Origin of the sequence: Marinobacter sp., from assembly GCF_039977835.1 — a bacterium.
Lineage (GTDB): Bacteria > Pseudomonadota > Gammaproteobacteria > Pseudomonadales > Oleiphilaceae > Marinobacter.
The window spans coordinates 19141-41147 of record NZ_JBDWCL010000064.1; the positions used below are offsets into that span (position 1 = coordinate 19141).

Consider the following 22007-nt stretch of genomic DNA (forward strand, 5'->3'; position numbering starts at 1 on the left):
TGCGTCCAGTTGCAGGGGTGCATCCAGTGCGTCGTCCTTTTCCCTGTCATCCTTGATGTGATCACTATAGCAATTGAAATGTTATAAGTGAGTGAAATATGCATGTCAGGAAGGTTACAATCTTTTTACAAAACCGATAAATCGTTTTGTATCAATAAGTTATCAATTTATGCCCGACCTCTGTTATGTAAGCGTACGTAACAGAGCAGCATGAGCTTACGGCTTTGTAGGAAATATCTCACAAGACTCAGGGCGTATCTCGCACATCCGTTTTTTCGCAGTCTTTCACGGCTCGTCGCCGGATGAAGGCGGGGCAGGGCAGAAGGCCGATGGCAATGCCAGCGGCATCCGCCACAATGTCGGCCACTGCAAAGGTGCGATAGGGTAACTGGGCCTGTACGACTTCAATCGTAACGCCAAAGGCAAGTAGGCCGCAGGCTATCCAGATCCGGCTCAGGCCGGGCCAGGCCAGGCGTGTGACGATGGTCAATTGCAGAAAGGCCAGCAGATGGTTCAGCTTGTCGTTGTCCGAAGAAGGAACCGGGTAGGGTTCGCTTGTGGTCGCCAGATAGAGAATGGCAGTTGCAGAAACTACCAGCGTGGCCCTCCAGAATGGCTGATAATCAAGCAGAAAACGAATGCGCTGTGTCAGAAATCCCATGTACACCGTCGGGCTGTGGTGGAGTTTGCAACATGATATGCTTTGCGCCCCGTCACTGTCATTGAAGCTGAGGTGCTGCGAGGTATGTTGAAAGGAAACTTTTTCCGTGGCCTGGGATACCTCGGAGAGGGGTTCCGGCTGATACGGCAGCCGGGGCTGAGGCTGTTCGTCGTTATCCCTCTTGTCATCAATATTCTGTTGTTCGGCCTCCTGTTCTATTTCCTGGCCGAACTTTTCACTACCATGATCGCCGCCGCCATGGGCTGGCTGCCGGACTGGGCCTGGTTGCAAAGCCTCGACTGGCTGTTCTGGATTCTCTACGGTGCCGTGATTCTGTTAATGCTGGCTTACGGGTTCGTGATTGTGGCCAATCTGATCGGCTCTCCCTTCTACGGTTATCTTGCCGAACTGACGGAAAAGCACCTGACCGGGCAAGAGGTCAACACGGATGATAGCTGGAGCCAGATTATCCGGGACATTCCCCGGGCGCTCTGGCGTGAAGTCCAGAAAATCATGTATTACCTGCCCAGGGCGATCGGCCTGTTTATCATCGGTGTTATCCCGGTGGTGAATCTGGTGGCGGCGGTACTCTGGTTTGTCTTCAACTGCTGGATGATGGCGTTGCAGTATGTGGATTACCCGGCGGACAATCACCGGGTCAGCTTTCCCGCGCTGCGCCGTCTGCTTGGGGATACCCGCCTGTCAGCCCTTGGGTTCGGGCTGCCAGTTGCGCTGGCCGCGATGGTTCCGGTACTTAATCTGGTGGTGGTCCCGGCAGCGGTTTGCGGGGCAACTGCCTACTGGGTGCGTGAAAACGGCCCGTCGAACACAGACGTATAACGCCGTTAAAGCAAGCTGAATCTGTCGGAGGTTTCTTGGATACATCGGAATTTGTCATTGGCCAGCGCTGGGTCAGTCACAGTGATACAGCACTTGGGCTCGGGATTGTCACGGAGATTTCCGGCCGCCGGGTCACCCTGGGTTTTCCCGCGGCAGACGAGGAGCGTACCTACGCCATCGATAATGCCCCGCTTTCGCGGATCATCTATCAGATTGGTGAGGAAATCGAGACCTTTGAGGGCGAGCGCTACGTGGTGCGCGCGGTTGAAGACCTCGGGGGCGTGCTGATGTACCACGCCGAGGACGGCAGTGAAAACCTGACCCAGATTTCCGAAGTGAAGCTAAGTAGCGTGGTGGATTTCTCGGCGCCCCACCAGCGCCTGTTTGCGGGCCAGTTTGATCGCAATGGTGCGTTCCGTCTGCGGGTGGCGACGGCACAGCACCAGGACCGGCTTCGGGCATCATCGGCCCAGGGCCTGATCGGCGCGCGTACCCAGCACCTGCCGCACCAGATCTATATTGCCCACGAAGTAGCCACCCGCTATGCGCCCCGGGTCTTGCTGGCGGACGAAGTGGGTCTGGGCAAGACCATCGAGGCTGGCCTGATCCTGCATTACCAGTTGCATACCAGCCGTGCTCGCAGGGTACTGATTGTCGTGCCGGATTCCCTGATTCACCAGTGGCTGGTGGAAATGCTGCGGCGGTTTAACCTGCGGTTCTCGATCATTGATCAGGGTCGCTACGAGGCCATGGAAGACTTTGCAGAGCTGCCAGAGGAGGACGACGACCCGGCCGACGCTGACGAGAATCCGTTTGAAAGCGAGCAGCTGGCTCTTTGCAGCCTGGATTTCCTGATGTCCAGTGAACAGGCCCAGGCGGATGCCGTTGCTGCCGGATGGGACCTGATGGTGGTGGACGAAGCCCATCACCTGGCCTGGAGCCCGGAAGCGGCCAGCCCGGAATATCGTCTGGTAGAGCAGCTCTCTGCGGCCAGTAATGGCTTGTTATTGTTGACAGCAACGCCGGAACAGGTGGGTGTGGCCAGCCATTTTGCCCGCCTGCGCCTGCTGGACCCAGCGCGCTTCCACGATCTGGAGGCATTCAGGGAAGAGGAGAAACAGTACGAAGTCATCAACCGGGTGGTGTCCCGTATAAATGAGCAGGGGATAACGGCCCTTTCCGGCGAGGACCGACGTTCCCTGGAGGAGTGGCTGGGCGATGAACTTGATGCATTGATGTCAGCCCAACAGCCGGAGCGGGCGGTCATTGACGCCCTGCTGGACCGCCATGGCACCGGGCGTGTGCTGTTCCGGAATACCCGTGCAGCCATCAAGGGCTTCCCTGAACGCCACCCGTTACCGGCTGCATTGTCCTGTCCTGAGTCCTATCAGGAGCATGACCTGTGCCATGGTGTTGCCGGGCTGACCCCCGAGACAGCCATGGACGAGGAACAATGGCTGGCGGAAGACCCCCGCGTGGCCTGGCTTGAAAAGACCCTGGCGGGACTGAAGCCGGCAAAGGTGGTAGTGATCTGCGCCCATGCTTCGACAGCAATGGCGCTGGAAGACTACCTGCAACTGCGAGCCGGCATCCGCAGTGCCGCCTTCCACGAGCATCTTAGCCTGATCGAGCGGGACCGGGCCGCTGCCTATTTCTCCGATACCGAGCAGGGCGCCCAGGCGCTGATCTGTTCGGAAATCGGCAGTGAGGGGCGAAATTTCCAGTTTGCCCATCATCTGATCCTGTTTGACCTGCCTGCCAACCCGGACCTGCTGGAACAGCGGATTGGCCGCCTTGATCGTATCGGGCAGACAGATACCATCGACATACACATTCCTTACCTGCAGGGAACTGCGCAGGAGATCCAGTACCGTTGGTTTGAAGAAGGATTGAATGCGTTTAACGAAAGCTGCTCCGTGGGTGTTGCTGTACATGATCACGTTGCATCGCAGTGGCAGGCTGCCATCGATGGTCAGGCTGATCAGCTGCCGGCGCTGCTGGATGCCTCACAGAAAGAGGCGGAGCGCCTGCGCACCCTGCTGCGTAATGGCAGGGATGCGCTGATCGAGCTCAATTCCTGCCGGCCGGAGGTGGCGGACGCACTGATTGGCCAGATTGAGGCCGAGGAAGAATCGGCCCGGGTACGGGACTACATGATCGAGGCGTGCGACATCCTGGGTGTGGACGTGGAAGATCACTCAGAGCATGCAGATGTGCTGCGTCCGGGAGAGCAATACCAGGCGGGGCACGTGACAGAATTGCCGGAAGACGGCATGACCGTTACCTGGAGCCGTCAGCAGGCCCTTGAACGCGAAGATATGGCGTTCATGAGCTGGGAACATCCACTGGTGACCGGGGTGATGGAGTCGGTCACCAGTTCCGGCCTGGGGAAGGCGGCCCTGGCCAGCATGACGGTGAAGGCCCTGCCTCCAGGCACCCTGTTGCTGGAGGCGTTGTTCACGGTGCATTGCCCGGCACCGGAGTCGCTGCAGTTGTCACGCTATCTGCCGGTTTCGCCGTTGCGGCTGCTGGTGGACGTGAACGGGCGGGATCTCTCGGCAACACTGCCTCACGACAGGCTCAATGACATGTGCTCCAACATTCGCAGGCGCACCGCACAGGCCATCGTGCCCCAGGTACGCCCCCAGGTGGAAACCATGGTTGACCATGCAGAACGTCTGGCCGAGCCACAACTGGAGCCCCTGCGAGCGGCTGCCCTGGCCAGGGTCAGGGAGGTCTTTGGACCAGAAATCCGGCGCCTGGAGGCAATGCAGAAGGTAAACCCGGCCATCCGTGATGACGAGATCGGGTTTTTCCGGGAGCAACTGACGGCGGCGGAGACGGCGCTGGGCCAGGCCAGTTTGTCTCTGGAAGGTATTCGGGTCATTGTAACTGCCTGATGGTGAACCAGTTGCTGGTCAGAAATCATCTGATCAGGTAGGTTGAACGTAACAAATTGTAGTTTCTGACATTCAAAACCACGGACGACAGAGAGTATCCATGATGACTTTCATACTGTTTCTTGTTGCTGTTGCCGGGCTCCTTGTTGTACTGCGCAACGAGTCCGGTGCCAAACCCGCCATCGGGGTCATGGTAGTGACGGGCCTGCTTTCCCTGTTCTTCGCTTCGGGCGTGCTGGCGCTGGTCCTGTTCATTGGTGCAGCCATCACAGCGGCCGCCGGCCTGCCCGGTTTCCGCCAGAGCTGGCTGACTCCGCGGGTGTTTGCAATGTTCAAGAAAGTCGCTCCCAAGGTTTCAGACACCGAGAAAGTGGCTCTGGAGGCGGGTACCGTCAGTTGGGACGGGGAGCTGTTCACCGGTCGTCCTGACTGGCACAACCTGCTGATCAACCGTAATACCGGCCTGTCAGAAAAGGAACAGGCGTTCGTCGATAATCAGTGCACCCAGGCAATTTCCATGTGCAACGCCTGGGACCTGGCGGTTGAACGTGCCGATCTGCCTGCCGAGTTGTGGGAATTCCTCAAGAAGGAAGGCTTCTTCGGCATGATCATTCCCGAGGAATATGGCGGCCTGCACTTCTCCGCCAAGGCCCAGACGGCGGTGCTGCAGAAGCTGGCGGCCAACGAGATGCTGATGGTTACGGTGGGTGTGCCCAACTCTCTCGGCCCCGGCGAGCTGCTGGTTAAATACGGCACCGACGAGCAGAAGAACCATTACCTGCCACGCCTGGCGGACGGTCGTGAAATTCCCTGCTTCGGACTTACCGGTCCGCGTGCTGGTTCCGATGCCACCTCCTTGCCGGACACGGGTATCGTCTGCAAGGGTGAATTTGAAGGCAAGGAAGTGCTGGGCCTGCGGCTCAATTTCGAGAAGCGCTGGATTACCCTGGCGCCGGTGGCCACCGTGGTGGGTCTGGCCTTCCGCATGTTCGACCCCGATGGCCTGCTGGGCGATACCAAGGACTATGGCATTACCTGTGCCTTGATCCCCCGGAATACCAAGGGTATGGAAATCGGCCGCCGTCATTGCCCAATCGGCACGCCGTTCATGAACGGCCCCATCAAGGGCACCGATGTGTTCATCCCGCTGGACTACATCATCGGTGGCCAGGAAATGGCGGGGCAGGGCTGGCGCATGCTGGTTGAATGCCTCTCCGTGGGCCGATGTATTACGCTGCCATCCGGTGCGGCCGGCGCAGCTGCCTACGCGGTGGGTACGGCAGGCGGCTTCACCCGTATTCGTCGCCAGTTCAATACCCCGGTGGCGGATATGGAAGGCGTGCAGGAACCCCTGGCGCGCATTGCTGCCAAAACCTACATTGCCCAGTCAGCGGTTAACCACACCGCAAATATGATCGACAGGGGTGAAAAGCCGGCGGTGCCGTCGGCGATTCTCAAGTACCACCTGACCGAATTCCAGCGCGGTGTCCTGACAGACGCCATGGACGTCCACGGTGGCAAAACCGTCACGCTTGGCCCCCGCAATTACCTGGGTATCGGCTTCAGCGGAGCGGCAGTCTCCATCACTGTCGAAGGTGCCAACATCATGACTCGCAGCCTGATGATCTTCGGTCAGGGTGCGATTCGCTGCCATCCTTACGTGCTGAAAGAGCTGGCAGCCAAGGACAACGATGATATCGACGCGTTCGATGATGCCTTCTTTGGTCATGCCGGGCTGATATTCGGCAACGCCGCCCGCGCCTTTACCCAGGCGCTTGGACTTGGCAAGGCGGATGTACCTTTCGACCACGCGGCCCGCCGGTATGCCCAGGGGGTTGCCCGCTTCAGCGCGGCCTTTGGCCTGTGTGCCGACGCCGCCATGACTACGCTGGGGTCCGAGCTGAAAATGCGTGAGCTGATTTCGGCTCGCCTCGGCGACGTGCTGTCCAATCTTTACCTGGCCTCCATGGTGCTCAAGAACTGGCATGAAACACAGCCGGTGGATGGCGAACGGGATCTGATGGAGTACAGCATGGCGCTGCTGCTCAACCGCGCGGAAAATGCCATGGATGAGTTTCTCCAGAACCTGCCCAATCGTCCGGTAGCACTGGCCCTGCGCGCCATAACCATGCCATTGGGCCGTAGCTGGGACAAGCCTCACGACAATCTGGCCCGCAAACTGGCCCGGGCGATCTCAACCGACAGCCCGGTTCGTGAAAAACTGTTGGCTGGCGCCTGGGCCACGGCTGGTGAAGGCAAGGGGGCGGTTGAAAACCCCATTGCCCAGTACAACAGCCTGCTGAAAGACTACGACAAGGCAGAACAGCTTTACCGCAAGGTTACCAAGGCCTATGCCAAGGGCCAGTTGCCGATGGATGCACTGCATCCGGAGGAGCGCTTCGAGGCCGCACTGGAGGCGGATATCTTCACCACGGAAGAGGCCGAATTCATGCGCGACTACGAGGCGCTGGTCCTGGAAATGCTGACCGTGGACGATTTCCCGTTCGACGAGTTCGCGCGTAACAAGGACACGCTGATCGACCACAATCCGGCCTGATCAGAGGCTATGAGCCGCCCAGGATCCAGCGGGCGGCTTTTTCTGCAATCATCAGCGTGGGCGAGTTGGTGTTGCCGCTGGTAATGGTGGGCATCACGCCTGCATCGACAACTCTCAGGCCATCGACGCCGCGTACCCGCAAGTGAGGGTCCACCACAGCCAGATCATCGTCGGCCCGCCCCATACGGGTCGTGCCTACCGGATGAAAAATGGTGGTCCCGATATCGCCCGCCAGTTTGGTCAGTTCCTCGTCAGTCTGGTATTGCAGGCCGGGTTTGAACTCTTCCGGCCGGTACTGCGTGAAGGCTGGTTGCTCCGCAATGCGTCGGGTGACCCGCAATGAGTCCGCGGCCACTTTCCTGTCTTCCGGTGTGCTCAAGTAGTTTGGGGCAATGGCGGGAGCCTGCCTAGGGTCTTTACTGCGAATGCGCACCGTGCCTCGGCTGGTGGGGTTCAGGTTGCAGACACTGGCGGTGATGGCCGGGAAATCATGCAGAGGCTGGCCGAACGCGTCCAGGCTCAGGGGCTGGACGTGGTATTGGATATTGGCGTAGTCATATTCATCAGAGCTGCGGGTGAACAGGCAGAGCTGGGAGGGCGCCATGCTCATGGGGCCGGAGCGGGTCAGCAGGTATTCCAGTCCGATGCGGGCCTTGCCCATCAGAGAATGAACCATGGTATTCAGGGTAGTAACGCCGCTCACCTTGTACACGGACCGGATCTGCAGGTGGTCCTGCAGATTCTCGCCAACACCGGGCAGGTCTTTGACCACCTCGATGCCATGCTCCTTCAGAAGTGCTGCTGGCCCGATGCCTGAAAGCTGTAGCAGTTGGGGTGAGCCGATGGCCCCTGCGCAGAGAATGACCTCCCGCCTCACCCTGGCAACCACTTCACCGTCGCCCGGCCGCTCAACACGCACGCCGGTGCAGCGGGGGCGCTCGCCGGAGGTCGCCGTTTCCAGGCCGAGCACATGGGTGGAGTGCCAGAGTGTCAGGTTGGGCCGCTTTTCGGCGCCCCTGAGAAAGGCCTTGGAAGTGTTCCAGCGCCAGCCCGAGCGCTGGTTCACTTCGAAGTAGTCCACGCCCTCGTTGTCGCCGCGGTTGAAATCCCGGGTGCGGGGAATGCCGGATTCAACGCAGGCGGTGGCGAAGTCTTCCAGTATTTTCCATTTCAGGCGCTGGTGCTCCACGCGCCATTCGCCCCCGTGGCCGTGGTATAAGTCGTGGTCGGGGTCGGCATCACCCCCCTCATCCAGGCGATAGTGATCCTCATGACGCATGAAGTCGGGCAGGCAGTTGTCCCAGCGCCAGGCGTCCTCGCCGGTGAACTCGGCCCATTGATTGTAATCACGGGCCTGACCGCGAATGTAGAGCATCCCGTTGATGCTGGAGCAGCCGCCCAGGGTCTTGCCCCGGGGATAGATCAGCGAGCGTCCGTTGAGGCCCGGGTCCGGCTCGGTGCGGAAGCGCCAGTCGGTGCGGGGATTATCGATGCAGTACAGGTAACCGACGGGGATGTGGATCCAGTGGTAATTGTCCCGCCCGCCGGCTTCGATCAGTAATACCCGGTTCGCCGGGTCCGAACTCAGGCGGTTGGCCAGCAGGCAGCCAGCGGTGCCGGCACCGATCACGATGTAGTCGAACTCCTGCTGCCCCTGTGCGTTCTTGTTGTCGGACATGGCGTTTTCTCCACAGCTGGCTCAGCCGTTATTTGGCCGTCGGCATGACAAATTCCGCACCGGCGTCGATGGAATCGGACCAGCGCTGCATAATGGATTTCTGGCGTGTGTAGAACTTTACGCCTTCCTCGCCATACGCGTGGGTGTCTCCGAACAGGGACCGCTTCCAGCCCCCAAAGCCGTGCCAGGCCATGGGCACCGGAATAGGCACGTTAATGCCCACCATCCCTACCTGAATACGACGGCCGAATTCCCTGGCTACAGTGCCGCTTTCGGTAAAACAGCTCACGCCGTTGCCGAACTCATGGTCGTTGATCAGCCGGATGGCAGTGGCGATATCCGGAACCCGTACACAGGCCAGAACCGGGCCAAAAATCTCCTCCCGGTAAATGGTCATCTCCGGCGTCACATGGTCAAACAGGGAGCCGCCCATCCAGAAGCCATCCTCACAGCCTTCCCCGGTGTTCGAGGCATCAAATTCCCGGCCGTCGACCACCAGTTCGGCACCTTCGGTCACCCCCTTGTCAATGTAGCCGGTAATTCGCTGGTGTGCGGCAGCCGTGACGATGGGGCCCATCTCGGCGTCAAGATGCTCGCCATTTTTTACTTTCAGTGTCCTCGCCCGTTCCGCCAGCCGGGGCATGATGCGGTCCGCCACATCGCCAACCAGCACCGCCACGCTGATGGCCATGCAGCGCTCCCCGGCACTGCCGTAGGCCGCGCCAATCAGGGCGTCCACTGCCTTGTCCAGGTCAGCATCGGGCATCACCACCATATGGTTCTTGGCGCCACCAAGGGCCTGGATACGCTTGCCGTGTTTCGCGCCTTTCTCGTAGAGCAGGTTGGCTATCGGGGTGGAGCCGACAAAACTCAAGGCCTGCACATCCGGATGCTCTATCAGCGCTTCCACCGCTTCCTTGTCGCCCTGAATCACGTTGAACACGCCATCAGGCAGGCCCGCCTGTTTAAGCAGGTCTGCAATCATCAATGAGGCGCTCGGGTCCAGCGGGCTGGGTTTCAGCACAAAGGTGTTACCCGCCGCGATGGCGACCGGGAACATCCACATGGGCACCATGACCGGAAAATTGAACGGGGTGACTCCCGCCACCACACCCAGGGGCTGGCGCATGGTCCAGTTGTCGATGCCGGTGCTCACCTGTTCAGTGTAATCGCCTTTCAGTAACTGCGGAATGCCACAGGCGAATTCCACGATGTCGATGCCGCGGGCCACTTCGCCCTGGGCATCGGTGAAGACCTTGCCGTGCTCGGCAGTAATGGTCCGGGCCAGCTCGTCCTTGTGCCGGTTGAGCAGTTCCAGGAATTTGAACATCACACGGGCGCGGCGGATGGGCGGCGTGTCTGCCCACGCGGGAAAGGCCGCATCGGCCGCGGCCACGGCGGCATCGACATCTGCACGAGTGGCGAGGGCAACCTGGCCAGTCACCTTTCCGGTGGCCGGGTTGGACACGTCCTGACACTGGTCGGAAACGCCCGGTGATATTTCGCCATTGATATAATGCTGGATGGTTGCGGTGGTCATGAACGCCTCGATCGTTTCCCGTGAACTCTTCCCAATTCGCCTTTGATGTAACGATTCTGGTTTCTCAGCGAGATTGGTGGATATTTGATCATTCAGGCTAGAGTGGATCGGGCACCAAAGCAATTGAGATTTCTAAAACCACGATATAAGTTAAACTTATACCAATTTCATTGGGAAAGAGGCCCTTCATGCACCCGCTCCAGAGCCTGCGGGCATTCGTTACGGTTGCCCGTGAGGGCAGTGTCTCCCGTGCAGCGGCCAGACTTCACCTGACCCAACCGGCGGTGAGCCTGAAACTCAAGCACCTGCAGGATGAGCTGGACCTGAAGCTGTTCCTGCGGAGACCCCAGGGCCTGGTCCTCACGCCCGACGGTCAGGCGTTGTTGCCTTCCGCCGAGAAAGCGCTGGCGGCCATGTCGGCGTTCGAACAGAACGCCCGGGCACTGCACAGCACCCTGCGGGGACGCCTCAGGCTGGGCACCATCGTCGACCCCGAGTTCATTCGCCTGGGTGCCTTCCTGCACCGGCTGGTGGAACGCGCGCCCCAGCTCGAAACGGAGTTGCGACAGGGAATGAGTGGGAGCGTACTGGAGCAGGTCCGGGATGGCCGCCTGGACGTCGGTTTCTTCCTCGCTCCGCCCGGTGTCGGCCCAGGCGCACTGGCACCGGAAGTCGCCCATCGGGAACTCACCCGGTTTCACTACTACGTGATCGCTCCGGCGGGCTGGGGCCAGCGGCTCCTGTCCAACGGGTGGTCCGAGCTGGCCACCATGCCCTGGATCGTGACCCCGGAGAATTCCGTTCATCACCGGTTACTCAAGGGCACCCTGGAACCGCTGGGCCTGGTTCCCCACGGTGTTGCGCAGGTTGACCAGGAAGCCTGCATGCTGGACCTGGTCCGGGCCGGAGTCGGCCTCAGCCTCGCCAGGGACGCCCTGGCCATGGCCGAGCGCCAGGAACGGGGCTTGGTAGTGGTGGAAGGGGTTCAGTTGCCCTGTGCCCTGAGTTTCGTCTGGCATCGGGATCGGCAGGATGAACCACTGATTGCCGAAGCACTGGAGGCTTTGGCCGGCGTCTGGGGCGTTGGCGGACCAGTAGCTTAACTTCGAAGTGGTTTGACGGCATACTCCGGCGTACACCCAAGCATGAGGTAAACAAGAAGAATGTGGCTATCAATCCTGGCCGTAAGCGCCGGAGCCGTCATAGGCGCTAACCTGAGATGGGCCCTGGGCCTGTGGCTCAACAGCACCTACCACGCCATCCCCTACGGCACCCTTGCTGCGAACCTCTCCGGCGGCTGGCTTGTTGGCCTGCTGATTGGCTACTTCGTGCACGGCAGTTCCCTCGCCCCCGAGTGGCGCCTGTTTGCCATAACCGGCCTCTGTGGGGCACTGACCACCTTCTCTACCTTCTCCCTGGAAATGTTTTCTGCCATCCAGGAAGGCAAGTGGAGCATGGCCCTGGCCGGCATACTCGCCCACGTGGTGGGCTCTATCCTTATGACCGCATTGGGAATTTACACCTTTGGCCTGGTCCGCGGATGATGGGTACCACTACTTATGCAATAAATTGAAAATAGGCTTGGCAATCCCGGTAACAAAGAGTAAAGTTATTTTCGTAGGAAAGATTCAGCAAAGCTTTCATGAATAGAACGTATCTCCGCAGTTAGTAGTGACCGTCCTGTTTTTGATTCCGCGAGTTCTGTATTTCCGTAAACGCTGACCGGGCATCATGACGATGGCTTGGCAGCAAGATAAAATGATTGATTTCAGGAATGTTTAAGTATGTCTACTACTACCGGCACTGTTAAGTTCTTCAACGAAGCTAAAGGCTTTGGCTTTATCACTCGTGAAGGCGGCCCGGACGTATTCGTTCACTACAGCGCAATTCAGGGCAGCGGTTTCAAGACCCTGGCAGAAGGCCAGCAGGTTGAGTTCACCGTTACTCAGGGCCAGAAAGGTCCTCAGGCGGAAAATGTAACTGCTATCTAAACGATAGTTGTTATCGCCAGAAAGGCAGCTTAGGCTGCCTTTTTTTGTGCCCGGCTTTTGTGATTGCGGCCCGGATATGACATCTTTTACCCCCTGCCGTCTGCGATAGCAGAGCCGTTATATTGCTCAGGGGCCCCTATGCTGAAAATCCTGAAAGCTGTCTGGATACTGTTCTGGGCCGCGCTCCTCACACTGATTCTTTTCCTGCCTATCGTCGTTGCTGCATTGGCTGGCCGAAGTGGCAATGCCGCCTTTTTCGGCACTCAGGTCTATGCCTGGTGCATCCTTAAACTGACCGGCATTCGCCTGCGGGTTTCCGGGCGTGAGAACATCGACCCGGCCCAGCGTTACGTTATCCTCAGCAACCATGCTTCCTACTTTGATCCACCAGCCCTGGTACTGGCTCTGGGGCTGCAGTACCGCTGGGTAATCAAGAAAGAGTTGAGAAAAGTGCCGTTGTTTGGACTCGCCCTCGAGACGTCACGCAACCTGTTTATTGACCGCTCCAAAGGCAGCGATGCGCTGGAAAGCATCAAACGGGGGGTGGCGCAATTGCCTGAGAGCACCAGTATTCTGATATTTCCTGAGGGAACCCGTTCCTGGGATGGTAACTTACTACCATTCAAGAAAGGCGGGTTTGTGATTGCCCGTGATGGCAAACTGCCCATTCTGCCGGTGACCATACGGGGGTCTCATGACTGCCTTCCCAAGGGAACAGCGGCGTTTTTGCCGGGGGTCATAGATATTGTTATCCATCCGCCAGTTTCTACTGCCGATCGTGAGGTGGAAGAGGTGAGGGAAGAAGTGAAGGGCACCATCGAAGGTGCCCTCTGAAGGCTCAGTCTTTGAAGACTTCGTCGTACAGTCGCATGGTGCCGTCCCAGGAACGCTTTGCGGCATCCTCATCGTAGGCAATGGGCATGTCGAATTCCTCGGCCACCTGGTCTGCACCGGGGTTGGTGAAGGAGTGCAGTACCCCGGGAAAACTGACCAGGGTCAGATCGGCTTCGGCGTCCTGCATCTCTTTTACCAGGGCAGACACCTGGTCTGACGGAACCATCTGGTCCGCGCCACCCGTGTAGACGTGAATCCGGGGCTGGACCTTGCCCGCTTCAGCCTTGATGGGGCTTCCCAGGGCGCCGTGATAACTGACCACGGCGTCCAGATCCACACCCAGTCGGGCCATGTTCAACACCACGGCACCCCCGAAACAGTACCCTTGTGCCGCAATCTTGTTGCTGTCGACACTGTCGTGCTGTTGCAACAACTCCTTGGCGGCCATAAATCGGGCCTTCACCTGGTCAATATCTTTGGTTGCCTCCTTCATGAACGCCTGCGCGTCATCGGGGTGCTCGGCGAGTTTGCCCGAGCCGTACATATCCAGAGCAAACGCGGTATAGCCTGCGGCAGCAAGTTTTTCCGCCTGCTCACGGGCAAACTCGTTGTGGCCCCACCATTCGTGAACCACCAGAACGCCAGGGCGTTTGCCCTCGGCTTCGTCGTCGTAAGCCATGTAGCCGGTGAAGGACTCGCCATTGACTTTGTATTCCACGGTTTCTGTCTGCATTTCTGCTGTTACCTGCCCACTTGCCAGGGTAAGGGCTGCGGCGAGTGAAAGCGCCGCGGGCCGGGGAAAGGGAATTGCCGCTAGCGCACGTTTGTGAGTATTCATTCGTTCCTGCTCCGTTTGGGTCGATTGTCTGGTGGCTTCGGTGTTTTACGCCGGAGTCCGTTGAACCGATGCATTCATTTGCTACTGCCGGTGTCATACCTTTTTACTACACTCTACGGGATGACACATTGTTTACCGGATGGATTCAAGGGGCAACGTATGAAGATCGGCGTACCGAGGGAAATCAAGAACCATGAGTACCGGGTAGGGATGACCCCGGCAGCGGTTCACGAACTTTGTGGTCACGGGCACAGCGTGTATGTCCAGGCCGATGCGGGCGCTGCTATCGGGTTCGGGGATGAGGATTATCGCAAGGCCGGTGCGGAGATTCTCGCCGATGGCCCGGCCGTGTTTGCCGCCGCAGAGCTGATCGTCAAGGTAAAAGAGCCCCAGGCCGATGAAAGGTCCTTGTTGACCCCGGATCATACCCTGTTCACCTACCTCCACCTGGCGCCGGACCAGGCCCAGACGGATGATCTGGTGGAATCCGGCGCCACCTGCGTTGCCTACGAAACTGTCACTGACAGCCACGGCCGGTTGCCACTGCTGGCGCCCATGTCGGAAGTGGCGGGGAGAATGTCGATCCAGGCCGGCGCTCACTGCCTGGAGAAGTCCCTGGGCGGCCGCGGCGTGCTGCTCGGTGGTGTGCCTGGCGTCAGTCCGGCGCGGATAACGGTGATTGGCGGGGGTGTGGTCGGGCAGAATGCCGTAGCCATGGCTATCGGGCTGGGCGCCCAGGTCACCGTTCTGGACCGCAACATGGACGTGCTGAGAAATCTCGACCATCTGTACGCTAACCGCATCACCACACTGTTCTCCACCGCTGCCACCCTGGACGAGGCAGTGACCGAATCGGACCTGGTTATCGGCGGGGTGCTGATTCCGGGCGCGTCCGCGCCCAAGCTGGTCAGCCGCGACATGGTCAGCAGGATGCCGGAGGGGAGTGTCATCGTGGATGTGGCTATCGATCAGGGCGGTTGTACCGAAACCTCCAGGCCCACCACTCATGATGCCCCGACCTACGTGGTGGATGGTGTTGTGCACTATTGCGTTGCGAATATGCCGGGTGCCGTTGCCAGGACTTCTACACTGGCGTTGAATAATGTAACACTGCCGTTCATTGCCGCCCTGGCGAACAAGGGTCCGGAGCAGGCGATGAAAGATGACCATCACTTGCGTAATGGCCTCAATGTCTATCAGGGCAGGGTAACGTTTCGCGAGGTTGCAGAGTCCACCGGTTACGAGTTTGCTTCCCCCGAGTCTTTGCTCGGCCAGTAACCCCATCCACACGAGGAGATTCCATGAAACTGATCGGCTCTACCACATCCCCCTATGTTCGTCGTATCCGCCTGTTGCTTGGCAACAGTGACTACGAGTTCGTCAACCTCGACATCTATGGCGAGGGCAGGGACGAACTCCGGCGCAACAATCCCGCGCTTAAAATCCCCATGCTTGTTGATGGCAGCCAGGAGATTTACGACTCCCGGGTGATTGCCCGTTATATCAGTGAGAAACAGGGCAGTGCTCCGTTGACCTGGGATCAGGAAAATCAGCTGACGCTGATTGATGCCGCCAATGATTCCGCCGTTATCCTGCTATTGTCGTCCCGCTCGGGCATCGACATCAGCGAGAATCTGATGTTCTTCAACCTTCAGCGCGAACGCATCATGACAACGATGCGAACCCTCGCGGCCATGGTCGATGATGGCCAGTTCAGTCAGTGGAACTACCCCGCTATCTGCCTCTATAGCCTTGTTGATTGGGTGGACTTCAGGGACTTGGTGGATTTTACCGGCGTTGAAAGCCTGCTCAGTTTCCGGGACCACTTTCGCAACGATGAACTGGTTGGTGCCACAGACCCGAGAAAATCGTAACGTTCTGGCCGGCGAAGCCACACCTGGCCGGCTTTTTCACCTGAACAGATAAGTTCTCCAGGCGAGGGCTTCTACTTCGAGGCACCAACTTTGGTTGAACTCAGGGCCAGATGAGGGGGCCCAGGCGTGATCATTGATGTCTTCTCCCCATGGATTACCAGCGAAGATCCGATACTCGTCACGTAATTTAAAACCCTGTAGTTGCTACAGGGTCAATGACTGGACAGCCGTACAAGCGCGAGGGAGCACTGATATTTGCATGCCGGTGCGGTTTTTCCTTCTGCAATTCTTGACTATAGTTAAGAACAGCGGGTCTGATCCGTTAAGACCCGCACACCGTAATTTTTACCGGCGAATAACAATATCAACTCAAGAGGGTCGAGCTATGCTCCTGAATCACGCGTTTGGCCTGTTTACCCACCCCGACAGTGAGTGGGCGGAAATCCGCAAGGAACATGCCCCGCCCAGACGGCTTTATGTTGCCTACGTGTTCGTTCTCGCGGCCATCGCGCCTATATGTGCGTACGTCTCCACGGCGCATTTTGGCTGGACGGTGGGCAGTGACCGTTTAATCAAGCTTACAGAAATCAGCGCCCTGCAGATGAGTGTGCTGACCTATGTGGCCATACTTGTGGGCGTTTTTGCGCTGGGTTATGCGATCAACTGGATGGCTAAGACCTACGGCGCCAAAGAGGAGCTTATACCATCCAACGGCATTGCGCTGGCGGCCTATTCCTGCACCCCGTTGTTTCTGGCAGGGTTTGCGCTCCTGTACCCGGTGCCCTGGTTCAACGCCCTGGTTTTCCTGCTGGCCGCCGGCTATGGCGCCTGGCTGATGTACGAAGGCCTGCCGATTGTCATGGGTATCCCCAAGGATCAGGCGGTTATGTACGTCGGTGCGCTGCTGACCGTGGCACTGGTGATTCTGGTGTCTACCCGGGTAGGCTCCGTGATCCTCTGGAACTATGGTTTCGGGCCGGTGTTTATTCACGGCTAGACGAAGGCAGTGATCCGATACGTTGACTCAATGGCCGGTAACCCCGGCCAATTCGGGCGAATATTGATCTGAGGCAACCCTTGTGGGCCCAGGTCCGGTTTCAATAGCGGCAGGTACATAGCCAGGGAGTCCGCTAATGCCATCCTCTGAAGTTCCCCTTCCAAAACTGCAAGAAACTGAAGATAAGCGCGGCCGAAGGTGGCACGCCATCGATGCCGGCAGGGCCCGTTCCGAGCTGGCTGTAACCGGCCCCTTGTCGGCCCAGGCGGCGTTGGAAAGACTGCAGCAATATGGCCCCAACCGGCTTCCGGCCGCACGCCGTCGTGGCCCTCTGGCCCGTCTTGGCAACCAGCTTAAAAATTTCCTGATCTACGTGTTGATTACCGCTGCGGTAATTACCGCCCTGCTTGGCCACTGGGTGGACACCACGGTGATTTTGGCGGTGGTGGTTATCCAGACGCTGGTCGGGTTCATTCAGGAGGGTAAGGCTGAACAGGCACTTTCGGCGATTCGGCATATGCTGGCGCCAAAAGCCGTGGTGATCCGTGAAGGCGGGCAGAAAAAAATCGACGCTGCGGAACTGGTGCCCGGCGATACCGTAGTGCTGGAACCTGGTGACCGGGTGCCAGCGGATCTCCGACTGGAACGCTGCCATAACCTGAAAATCGAAGAGGCGGTGCTGACCGGTGAATCCGAACCGGTGGATAAAACCCCCAGCGTACAGCCCGCGGACGCTGTTCTCGGTGATCAGCTCAATATGGCCTTTTCGGGCACCATGGTGGCCACGGGCACTGGCCGGGGGGTAGTGGTCAGGACAGGAGAATATACTGAAATAGGGCGGATTTCCGGCCTGCTGCAGGATACGGCCACCCTCAAAACTCCGTTGCTCGAGCAGATTGACCGCTTTGCCTGCTACCTGTCCATGATCATCATTGTTGCCGGCATTGCGATATTCAGCGGTGGACTCGCGCTGAGCGGGCTTCCGGTTCGTGAGCTCTTCATGGCAGTCGTGGGCCTGACGGTGGCCGCTATTCCCGAGGGACTGCCGGCAATTCTCACTATTACGCTGGCCATCGGTGTGCGACGAATGGCAACCCGTCACGCCGTGGTGCGCCGCATGCCGGTGATCGAAACCCTTGGGGCGGTGTCGGTGATCTGTTCCGACAAGACCGGCACCCTGACCCGCAATGAAATGATGGTGACTGCTGCGGTGGTGGCCGGGAAGCGTCTGGATATCGGGGGTGAAGGTTACGAGCCTGAAGGGGACATCCGGGAAGGTAACGAATTGGTGTCGGGAAGTGAGCTTCTGGATCAATTGGCCAGGGCGTCTGCGTTGTGTAACGACGCCCATCTGGAGCGTCATGAGGGCAGGGTCCGGGTGGCCGGCGATCCTATGGAGGGAGCACTGAAGGTATTCGCCCAGAAAGCCGGGTTTGACCCTGAAACCGATGGACGGCACTGGTCACGGGCGGATGAGGTGCCGTTTGACGCCGAATACCGTTTCATGGCAACTCTCAACCATGACCACCACCGCCATGGCGTGGTTTACGTAAAGGGAGCGCCCGAACGGCTCCTGGAAATGTGTAACTGCATGGTGACGGACAGCGGCGATACCACGTCGCTCGACAAGGAGGCGTGGACTGACACCGTTTCCGAACTGGCCTCGGAAGGCCTTCGGGTGCTGGCACTGGCACGGAGGCCTGCCGATGCTTACCAGAACACCCTTGCCGTGGAGGAAGTAGAGGATGGCCTGGAACTGCTGGGGCTTGTAGGGCTGCTGGACCCACCGCGACAGGAGGCTATCCAGGCGATTCAGGACTGCCATGACGCCGGTATCCGGGTGAAGATGATCACCGGAGATCATGCCATGACAGCCGGCGCCATTGGCGCACGGCTGGGGTTGACGAATACCGACCGCGTGATAACCGGCGGGGAGTTGGACCAGCTCGGCGAGAACGAACTGAAGCAGGTGGTCAGCGAGGTGGATATCTTTGCCCGCACCAGCCCTGAACACAAACTGCGCCTGGTAGAGGCGTTGCAGGCCCTGCACGGTGTGGTCGCCATGACCGGAGACGGTGTTAATGATGCCCCCGCCCTCAAGCGGGCCGATGTTGGTATCGCCATGGGGGTAAAAGGCTCTGAAGCTGCCCGGGAGGCAGCTTCGGTGGTACTGCTGGACGACAATTTTGCCAGTATTGCGGCTGCCGTTCGCGAAGGGCGTACGGTCTACACCAACCTCAAGAAAGGCATTGCGTTCATGCTGCCGATTAATGGCGGCGAATCCGTCAGCCTTATTACAGCGCTTTTACTGGGGCTGACATTGCCAATTTCAGCATTGCAGATTTTATGGGTCAACCTGGTAAGCTCAGTGATTCTGGCCATGACACTGGCGTTCGAGCCTACCGAGCCCGATGTCATGAAGCGACCTCCCCGGCCAAGGGATGAGTCTCTGCTGGCAGGGTTCGTGGTCTGGCGGGTCGCTTTTGTGTCCCTGTTGTTCCTGATTGGTATTTTTGCCGCCTGGTACTGGGCCATGGCTCAGTTTGAGGATGAAGCGGTCGCACGTACGCTGGCAGTGAACACATTGGTGGCTATGGAGGTTTTCTATCTGTTCGCGGTGCGTTACCTGGATAGCGCTTCCATTACCCTGAGGGGGGTGCTGGGCACCCCTATCGTTTTGCTGGCAGTGGGTGCCGTGATTCTGTTGCAGCTGCTGTTTACTTACCTGCCGCTGTTTCACCAGACCTTCGCCAGCGCTCCGCTTACTCCTGGCGCGCTTGCCTTTGCAGCCAGCGCCGGGGTGGTCGTGCTGGTGATTCTTGAACTGGAAACCTGGCTCAGGCGGCAGTTGGGCCGGGGAGCCTCAGAATCTATCAGCGCGGACTCCGGGTAACAATCCCCGCATCACCGCGCCCCTCAATGGCTGCCAGCTCCGCGCTGGATAGCCATTCCCCGGGGGGACGTTCCAGAACGTCTGCGCATGCAGCGAGGGCATGGGCCCAGGAGCATCGATTCGCAAACAGCATACCCGCTTCGTTCAGGGTGCCCCCGCGGTTGATGTAGCCGAGAACGCGGGATTTCGAAGGCTCCGGGAACAGCAGTGACAGGTGGCCACGAAACACCTCGGGGCGCATGTGAGTAACGGCGACGCGACGCACCATCCGCCTGGGGAACAGGCGCTCCTTTTCCAGGTCACGAACACACTGGGCCGCCTCAAGGTTGTCCCGGGGTTCACGGAAACGGCCGGGCTCCTGCACATACACGAGCCGGAAGGGCGTACCGGTTTCCCGCAACCGCTCGCTGGCCCGGATCATTTCGGAAAGCTGGTAGGCACCACTGGCAATCAGCATGACAGGTTCGCCGGGGGACGTGTCCTCATCCACCACCAGAGCCCCGTTTTTTGCCAGGTCCTGTGCTTCGTCCCTGTTGAATACAACCGGCCGCTCACGTTTCGGTATTACCATGCAGGTCAGTTGGCCTCGCCCCAGATAGACGCCGGGCAGGGCCGCCAGGGTACTGTTGTAGTCGGCGGGGAAGAGAACACGGCTGACATCGCTCATTTCACCCAGCAGGCACTCGCAGAAGGTGGTGTCCTGGTGGGACTGCTGGTTTTTACCATTCTCCCAGGTATGTGAAGTTGCAATGACCGGAAAACCGAGCCAGCGGGCCGGCCTCCCCACTTCTTTCTGCTGGCGCGCAAAGATCAGTTCCTGGCGGATGGCGCCCAGCATTTTTACGCAGAAAGCCTCGTAGCTGGCCACCAGGTTCAGGCCCGCCTTGTTGGCCAGGCAGGCCGACACTACGGCCTCCTCATTAAGAGCGGTTATGATCTGCCCGTGAACAGACTCCTGCTCGCTTTCCGGCTTGTTTACCCGGTGCTTGAGGGCATTGAGCACACCTTCGAGGCGATTGCTGGCCAGTTCGTCCGGATTACCCACCCGTGGTCTTAATTCAGGATTTGCCTCGACCAGTGCATTGAAGAAATCGTTCACTGCCAGCATCGGGGAGCCCGGGTCGCGGGAGGGAGGCAGTATCGGTATGACCGGGTCTTGCGGATTGCGTGTCGCCAGCGCGTGGTCCCGCTCCAGCGGGCGCTCCTGCTGCCAGTGCTGATTGAGTTCGTTCACCGCATTCGTCAGTTGTTCAGGTGGTACCCAAAGTAAACCGGCATGATGATGGAACAGTTCCCTGGCCCGGGTGTCGATCTTCGGGTTTCCTGGCAGTGGCAGGTTATGGGCGGGATTGCTGCCGGCGCCGTAGAAGCCATGCCCTTTGGTGGTTTCGGCGATGCCATAGGGGATCGGGACGGGGTAGGGCCGTTCCCCGTTCAGGGCCTGATGGCGATAGCCTTTCAGTTTGCGCTCCATACTGAACAGGGCGCAAACGAAGGCGGCCGGGTCGCGGCCATCAAAACGTAACGGCTCGAAGCCGCAATGGGCCAGGTGTTCGCCAAACCGTTCCAGGCCTTCGCGCGTTCCCAGTTCAGTGCGTTGCTCTATCCGTCGTCCATTGGCAATCATGATGGGAAGCACCGAGCCGCAGTCCTCAGCGCGCCACCACCGTGGCACCCAGTCGCTACCGCGCTGTTCTTCCGCTGCACCGTCAGACAGGAAGGCCACCAGGGACTCCCCCGGCAGCGGCATGTGGGGGTACTGGAGCTCCGCGAAACCGAGATAGCCCCCTTCGATAATGCCTCCGGCGGTATGAGGACTGACGTGGCTGCCCAGCGGCGCCTCCATGCCGCCGTCCGGCCTCTGACGGTAGCTGTAGAAGTCGGAAACCAGACGGGAAAGCCCGTCCTTGCCCAGGTAGCGGTCCTGTTGTTCCGGATGCAGGTTGCCGGTCAGGACATTCAACGCGTCGATCGCGGCTACACAATGGCCCTGGCCCATAAGCCAGCTTCGGGTGTGGCCACTGAGATTGTTCAGCGCCAGGTAAGCCGCATAGGCTGGAACCATGTTCAGCGCCCCGCCTGTATGGCCCTCGGGACTGGTTTTGAAGTCGTTGGGCAGCAGGGGTGTGCCACTGGTGTCAACTCGCTTGGTGTAGGTCATATGAGCCACCAGCCAAAGGCCGGCACTGGCCAGGCGGTCCAGGCTGGCCAGCTTGCGGTAGACGGTGCCCGTGTCTGGTTGCAGCCCTTCGGCAACCAGATCTCTGGCCATCCGCCGGGCCTGGGCGCAGGTAGTTTCCGTGTGCTGGATTACGCCATAGCCGCGCCGCCAACGCTCGTATTCGGAAACGGGCTGCTCGACTGATTCCGGGTTTCTGGGGGATGCCATGGCGTGCCTCCTTGG

At 59.2% G+C, this 22007-nt stretch carries 16 protein-coding genes; 11 read left to right on the forward strand and 5 right to left on the reverse strand.

What is annotated here, in order from left to right:
- Positions 1-247 precede the first annotated feature (247 nt).
- Positions 248-661, reverse strand: a complete 414-nt coding sequence (locus tag ABJM11_RS17920; protein WP_348294084.1) for a VanZ family protein — start codon at positions 659-661, stop codon at positions 248-250.
- Positions 662-745: 84 nt separating this feature from the next.
- Between ABJM11_RS17920 and cysZ the strand changes: the two genes are divergently transcribed.
- The 3 genes from cysZ to ABJM11_RS17935 all read left to right on the forward strand — a co-directional run bounded on the left by cysZ (position 746) and on the right by ABJM11_RS17935 (position 6958).
- Complete coding sequence (gene cysZ / locus ABJM11_RS17925) at positions 746-1501, forward strand: sulfate transporter CysZ (RefSeq protein ID WP_348294085.1); 756 nt, start codon at positions 746-748, stop codon at positions 1499-1501.
- Positions 1502-1536: 35 nt separating this feature from the next.
- Positions 1537-4401 (forward strand): RNA polymerase-associated protein RapA, encoded by a 2865-nt coding sequence (gene rapA, locus ABJM11_RS17930; RefSeq protein ID WP_348294086.1) that lies wholly within the window; start codon positions 1537-1539, stop codon positions 4399-4401.
- A gap of 103 nt (positions 4402-4504) precedes the next feature.
- Positions 4505-6958, forward strand: a complete 2454-nt coding sequence (locus tag ABJM11_RS17935) for an acyl-CoA dehydrogenase (RefSeq protein WP_348294244.1) — start codon at positions 4505-4507, stop codon at positions 6956-6958.
- A 7-nt stretch (positions 6959-6965) separates the two neighbouring features.
- Here ABJM11_RS17935 and ABJM11_RS17940 read toward each other — a convergent pair whose 3' ends face one another.
- The gene (locus tag ABJM11_RS17940) at positions 6966-8636 is read right to left on the reverse strand and encodes a GMC family oxidoreductase N-terminal domain-containing protein (protein ID WP_348294087.1); all 1671 of its coding nucleotides are present in this window, start codon (positions 8634-8636) and stop codon (positions 6966-6968) included.
- A 28-nt stretch (positions 8637-8664) separates the two neighbouring features.
- Complete coding sequence (locus tag ABJM11_RS17945; RefSeq protein WP_348294088.1) at positions 8665-10176, reverse strand: CoA-acylating methylmalonate-semialdehyde dehydrogenase; 1512 nt, start codon at positions 10174-10176, stop codon at positions 8665-8667.
- Positions 10177-10364: 188 nt separating this feature from the next.
- Here ABJM11_RS17945 and ABJM11_RS17950 point away from each other — a divergent pair, with 188 nt between their 5' ends.
- The 4 genes from ABJM11_RS17950 (at position 10365) to ABJM11_RS17965 (ending at position 13001) form a co-directional block, all read left to right on the forward strand.
- Complete coding sequence (locus ABJM11_RS17950) at positions 10365-11279, forward strand: LysR family transcriptional regulator (RefSeq protein WP_348294090.1); 915 nt, start codon at positions 10365-10367, stop codon at positions 11277-11279.
- A 60-nt stretch (positions 11280-11339) separates the two neighbouring features.
- Positions 11340-11720, forward strand: a complete 381-nt coding sequence (gene crcB, locus ABJM11_RS17955; protein ID WP_348294092.1) for a fluoride efflux transporter CrcB — start codon at positions 11340-11342, stop codon at positions 11718-11720.
- Positions 11721-11960: 240 nt separating this feature from the next.
- The gene (locus tag ABJM11_RS17960) at positions 11961-12167 is read left to right on the forward strand and encodes a cold-shock protein (RefSeq protein ID WP_007154967.1); all 207 of its coding nucleotides are present in this window, start codon (positions 11961-11963) and stop codon (positions 12165-12167) included.
- Positions 12168-12305: 138 nt separating this feature from the next.
- Positions 12306-13001: a lysophospholipid acyltransferase family protein gene (locus tag ABJM11_RS17965; RefSeq protein ID WP_348294093.1), complete on the forward strand. Its 696-nt coding sequence runs from the start codon at positions 12306-12308 to the stop codon at positions 12999-13001.
- A gap of 4 nt (positions 13002-13005) precedes the next feature.
- Here ABJM11_RS17965 and ABJM11_RS17970 read toward each other — a convergent pair whose 3' ends face one another.
- The gene (locus ABJM11_RS17970) at positions 13006-13839 is read right to left on the reverse strand and encodes a dienelactone hydrolase family protein (RefSeq protein ID WP_407070013.1); all 834 of its coding nucleotides are present in this window, start codon (positions 13837-13839) and stop codon (positions 13006-13008) included.
- A 159-nt stretch (positions 13840-13998) separates the two neighbouring features.
- Here ABJM11_RS17970 and ald point away from each other — a divergent pair, with 159 nt between their 5' ends.
- From ald to ABJM11_RS17990, 4 genes are all read left to right on the forward strand, one after another.
- Positions 13999-15117 carry an alanine dehydrogenase gene (ald, locus tag ABJM11_RS17975; protein WP_348294094.1) on the forward strand — a complete coding sequence of 373 codons (1119 nt, stop codon included), beginning with the start codon at positions 13999-14001 and terminating at the stop codon, positions 15115-15117.
- A gap of 23 nt (positions 15118-15140) precedes the next feature.
- Positions 15141-15713 carry a glutathione S-transferase family protein gene (locus ABJM11_RS17980; protein ID WP_348294095.1) on the forward strand — a complete coding sequence of 191 codons (573 nt, stop codon included), beginning with the start codon at positions 15141-15143 and terminating at the stop codon, positions 15711-15713.
- Positions 15714-16098: 385 nt separating this feature from the next.
- The gene (locus ABJM11_RS17985) at positions 16099-16710 is read left to right on the forward strand and encodes a Yip1 family protein (protein ID WP_348294096.1); all 612 of its coding nucleotides are present in this window, start codon (positions 16099-16101) and stop codon (positions 16708-16710) included.
- A 136-nt stretch (positions 16711-16846) separates the two neighbouring features.
- On the forward strand, positions 16847-19603 hold the full coding sequence (locus ABJM11_RS17990) for an HAD-IC family P-type ATPase (RefSeq protein ID WP_348294097.1): 2757 nt from the start codon (positions 16847-16849) through the stop codon (positions 19601-19603).
- On the opposite strand, the gene ABJM11_RS17995 is transcribed toward ABJM11_RS17990, so the two are convergent.
- Entirely contained in the window at positions 19584-21992 is a 2409-nt protein-coding gene (locus ABJM11_RS17995; protein WP_348294098.1) for a xylulose 5-phosphate 3-epimerase, read from the reverse strand. The two genes, ABJM11_RS17990 and ABJM11_RS17995, sit on opposite strands and share 20 nt — an antisense overlap.
- Between the last annotated feature and the right edge of the window lie 15 nt (positions 21993-22007).

Excerpts from the sequence above, each read along its gene's own strand:
- ABJM11_RS17920 (WP_348294084.1), bottom strand. The coding sequence starts at position 661 with ATGGGATTTCTGACACAGCGCATTCGTTTTCTGCTTGATTATCAGCCA.
- cysZ (WP_348294085.1), top strand. The coding sequence starts at position 746 with ATGTTGAAAGGAAACTTTTTCCGTGGCCTGGGATACCTCGGAGAGGGG.
- ABJM11_RS17935 (WP_348294244.1), top strand. The coding sequence starts at position 4,505 with ATGACTTTCATACTGTTTCTTGTTGCTGTTGCCGGGCTCCTTGTTGTA.
- ABJM11_RS17940 (WP_348294087.1), bottom strand. The coding sequence starts at position 8,636 with ATGTCCGACAACAAGAACGCACAGGGGCAGCAGGAGTTCGACTACATC.
- ABJM11_RS17945 (WP_348294088.1), bottom strand. The coding sequence starts at position 10,176 with ATGACCACCGCAACCATCCAGCATTATATCAATGGCGAAATATCACCG.
- ABJM11_RS17950 (WP_348294090.1), top strand. The coding sequence starts at position 10,365 with ATGCACCCGCTCCAGAGCCTGCGGGCATTCGTTACGGTTGCCCGTGAG.
- crcB (WP_348294092.1), top strand. The coding sequence starts at position 11,340 with ATGTGGCTATCAATCCTGGCCGTAAGCGCCGGAGCCGTCATAGGCGCT.
- ABJM11_RS17960 (WP_007154967.1), top strand. The coding sequence starts at position 11,961 with ATGTCTACTACTACCGGCACTGTTAAGTTCTTCAACGAAGCTAAAGGC.
- ABJM11_RS17965 (WP_348294093.1), top strand. The coding sequence starts at position 12,306 with ATGCTGAAAATCCTGAAAGCTGTCTGGATACTGTTCTGGGCCGCGCTC.
- ABJM11_RS17970 (WP_407070013.1), bottom strand. The coding sequence starts at position 13,839 with ATGAATACTCACAAACGTGCGCTAGCGGCAATTCCCTTTCCCCGGCCC.
- ald (WP_348294094.1), top strand. The coding sequence starts at position 13,999 with ATGAAGATCGGCGTACCGAGGGAAATCAAGAACCATGAGTACCGGGTA.
- ABJM11_RS17980 (WP_348294095.1), top strand. The coding sequence starts at position 15,141 with ATGAAACTGATCGGCTCTACCACATCCCCCTATGTTCGTCGTATCCGC.
- ABJM11_RS17985 (WP_348294096.1), top strand. The coding sequence starts at position 16,099 with ATGCTCCTGAATCACGCGTTTGGCCTGTTTACCCACCCCGACAGTGAG.
- ABJM11_RS17990 (WP_348294097.1), top strand. The coding sequence starts at position 16,847 with ATGCCATCCTCTGAAGTTCCCCTTCCAAAACTGCAAGAAACTGAAGAT.
- ABJM11_RS17995 (WP_348294098.1), bottom strand. The coding sequence starts at position 21,992 with ATGGCATCCCCCAGAAACCCGGAATCAGTCGAGCAGCCCGTTTCCGAA.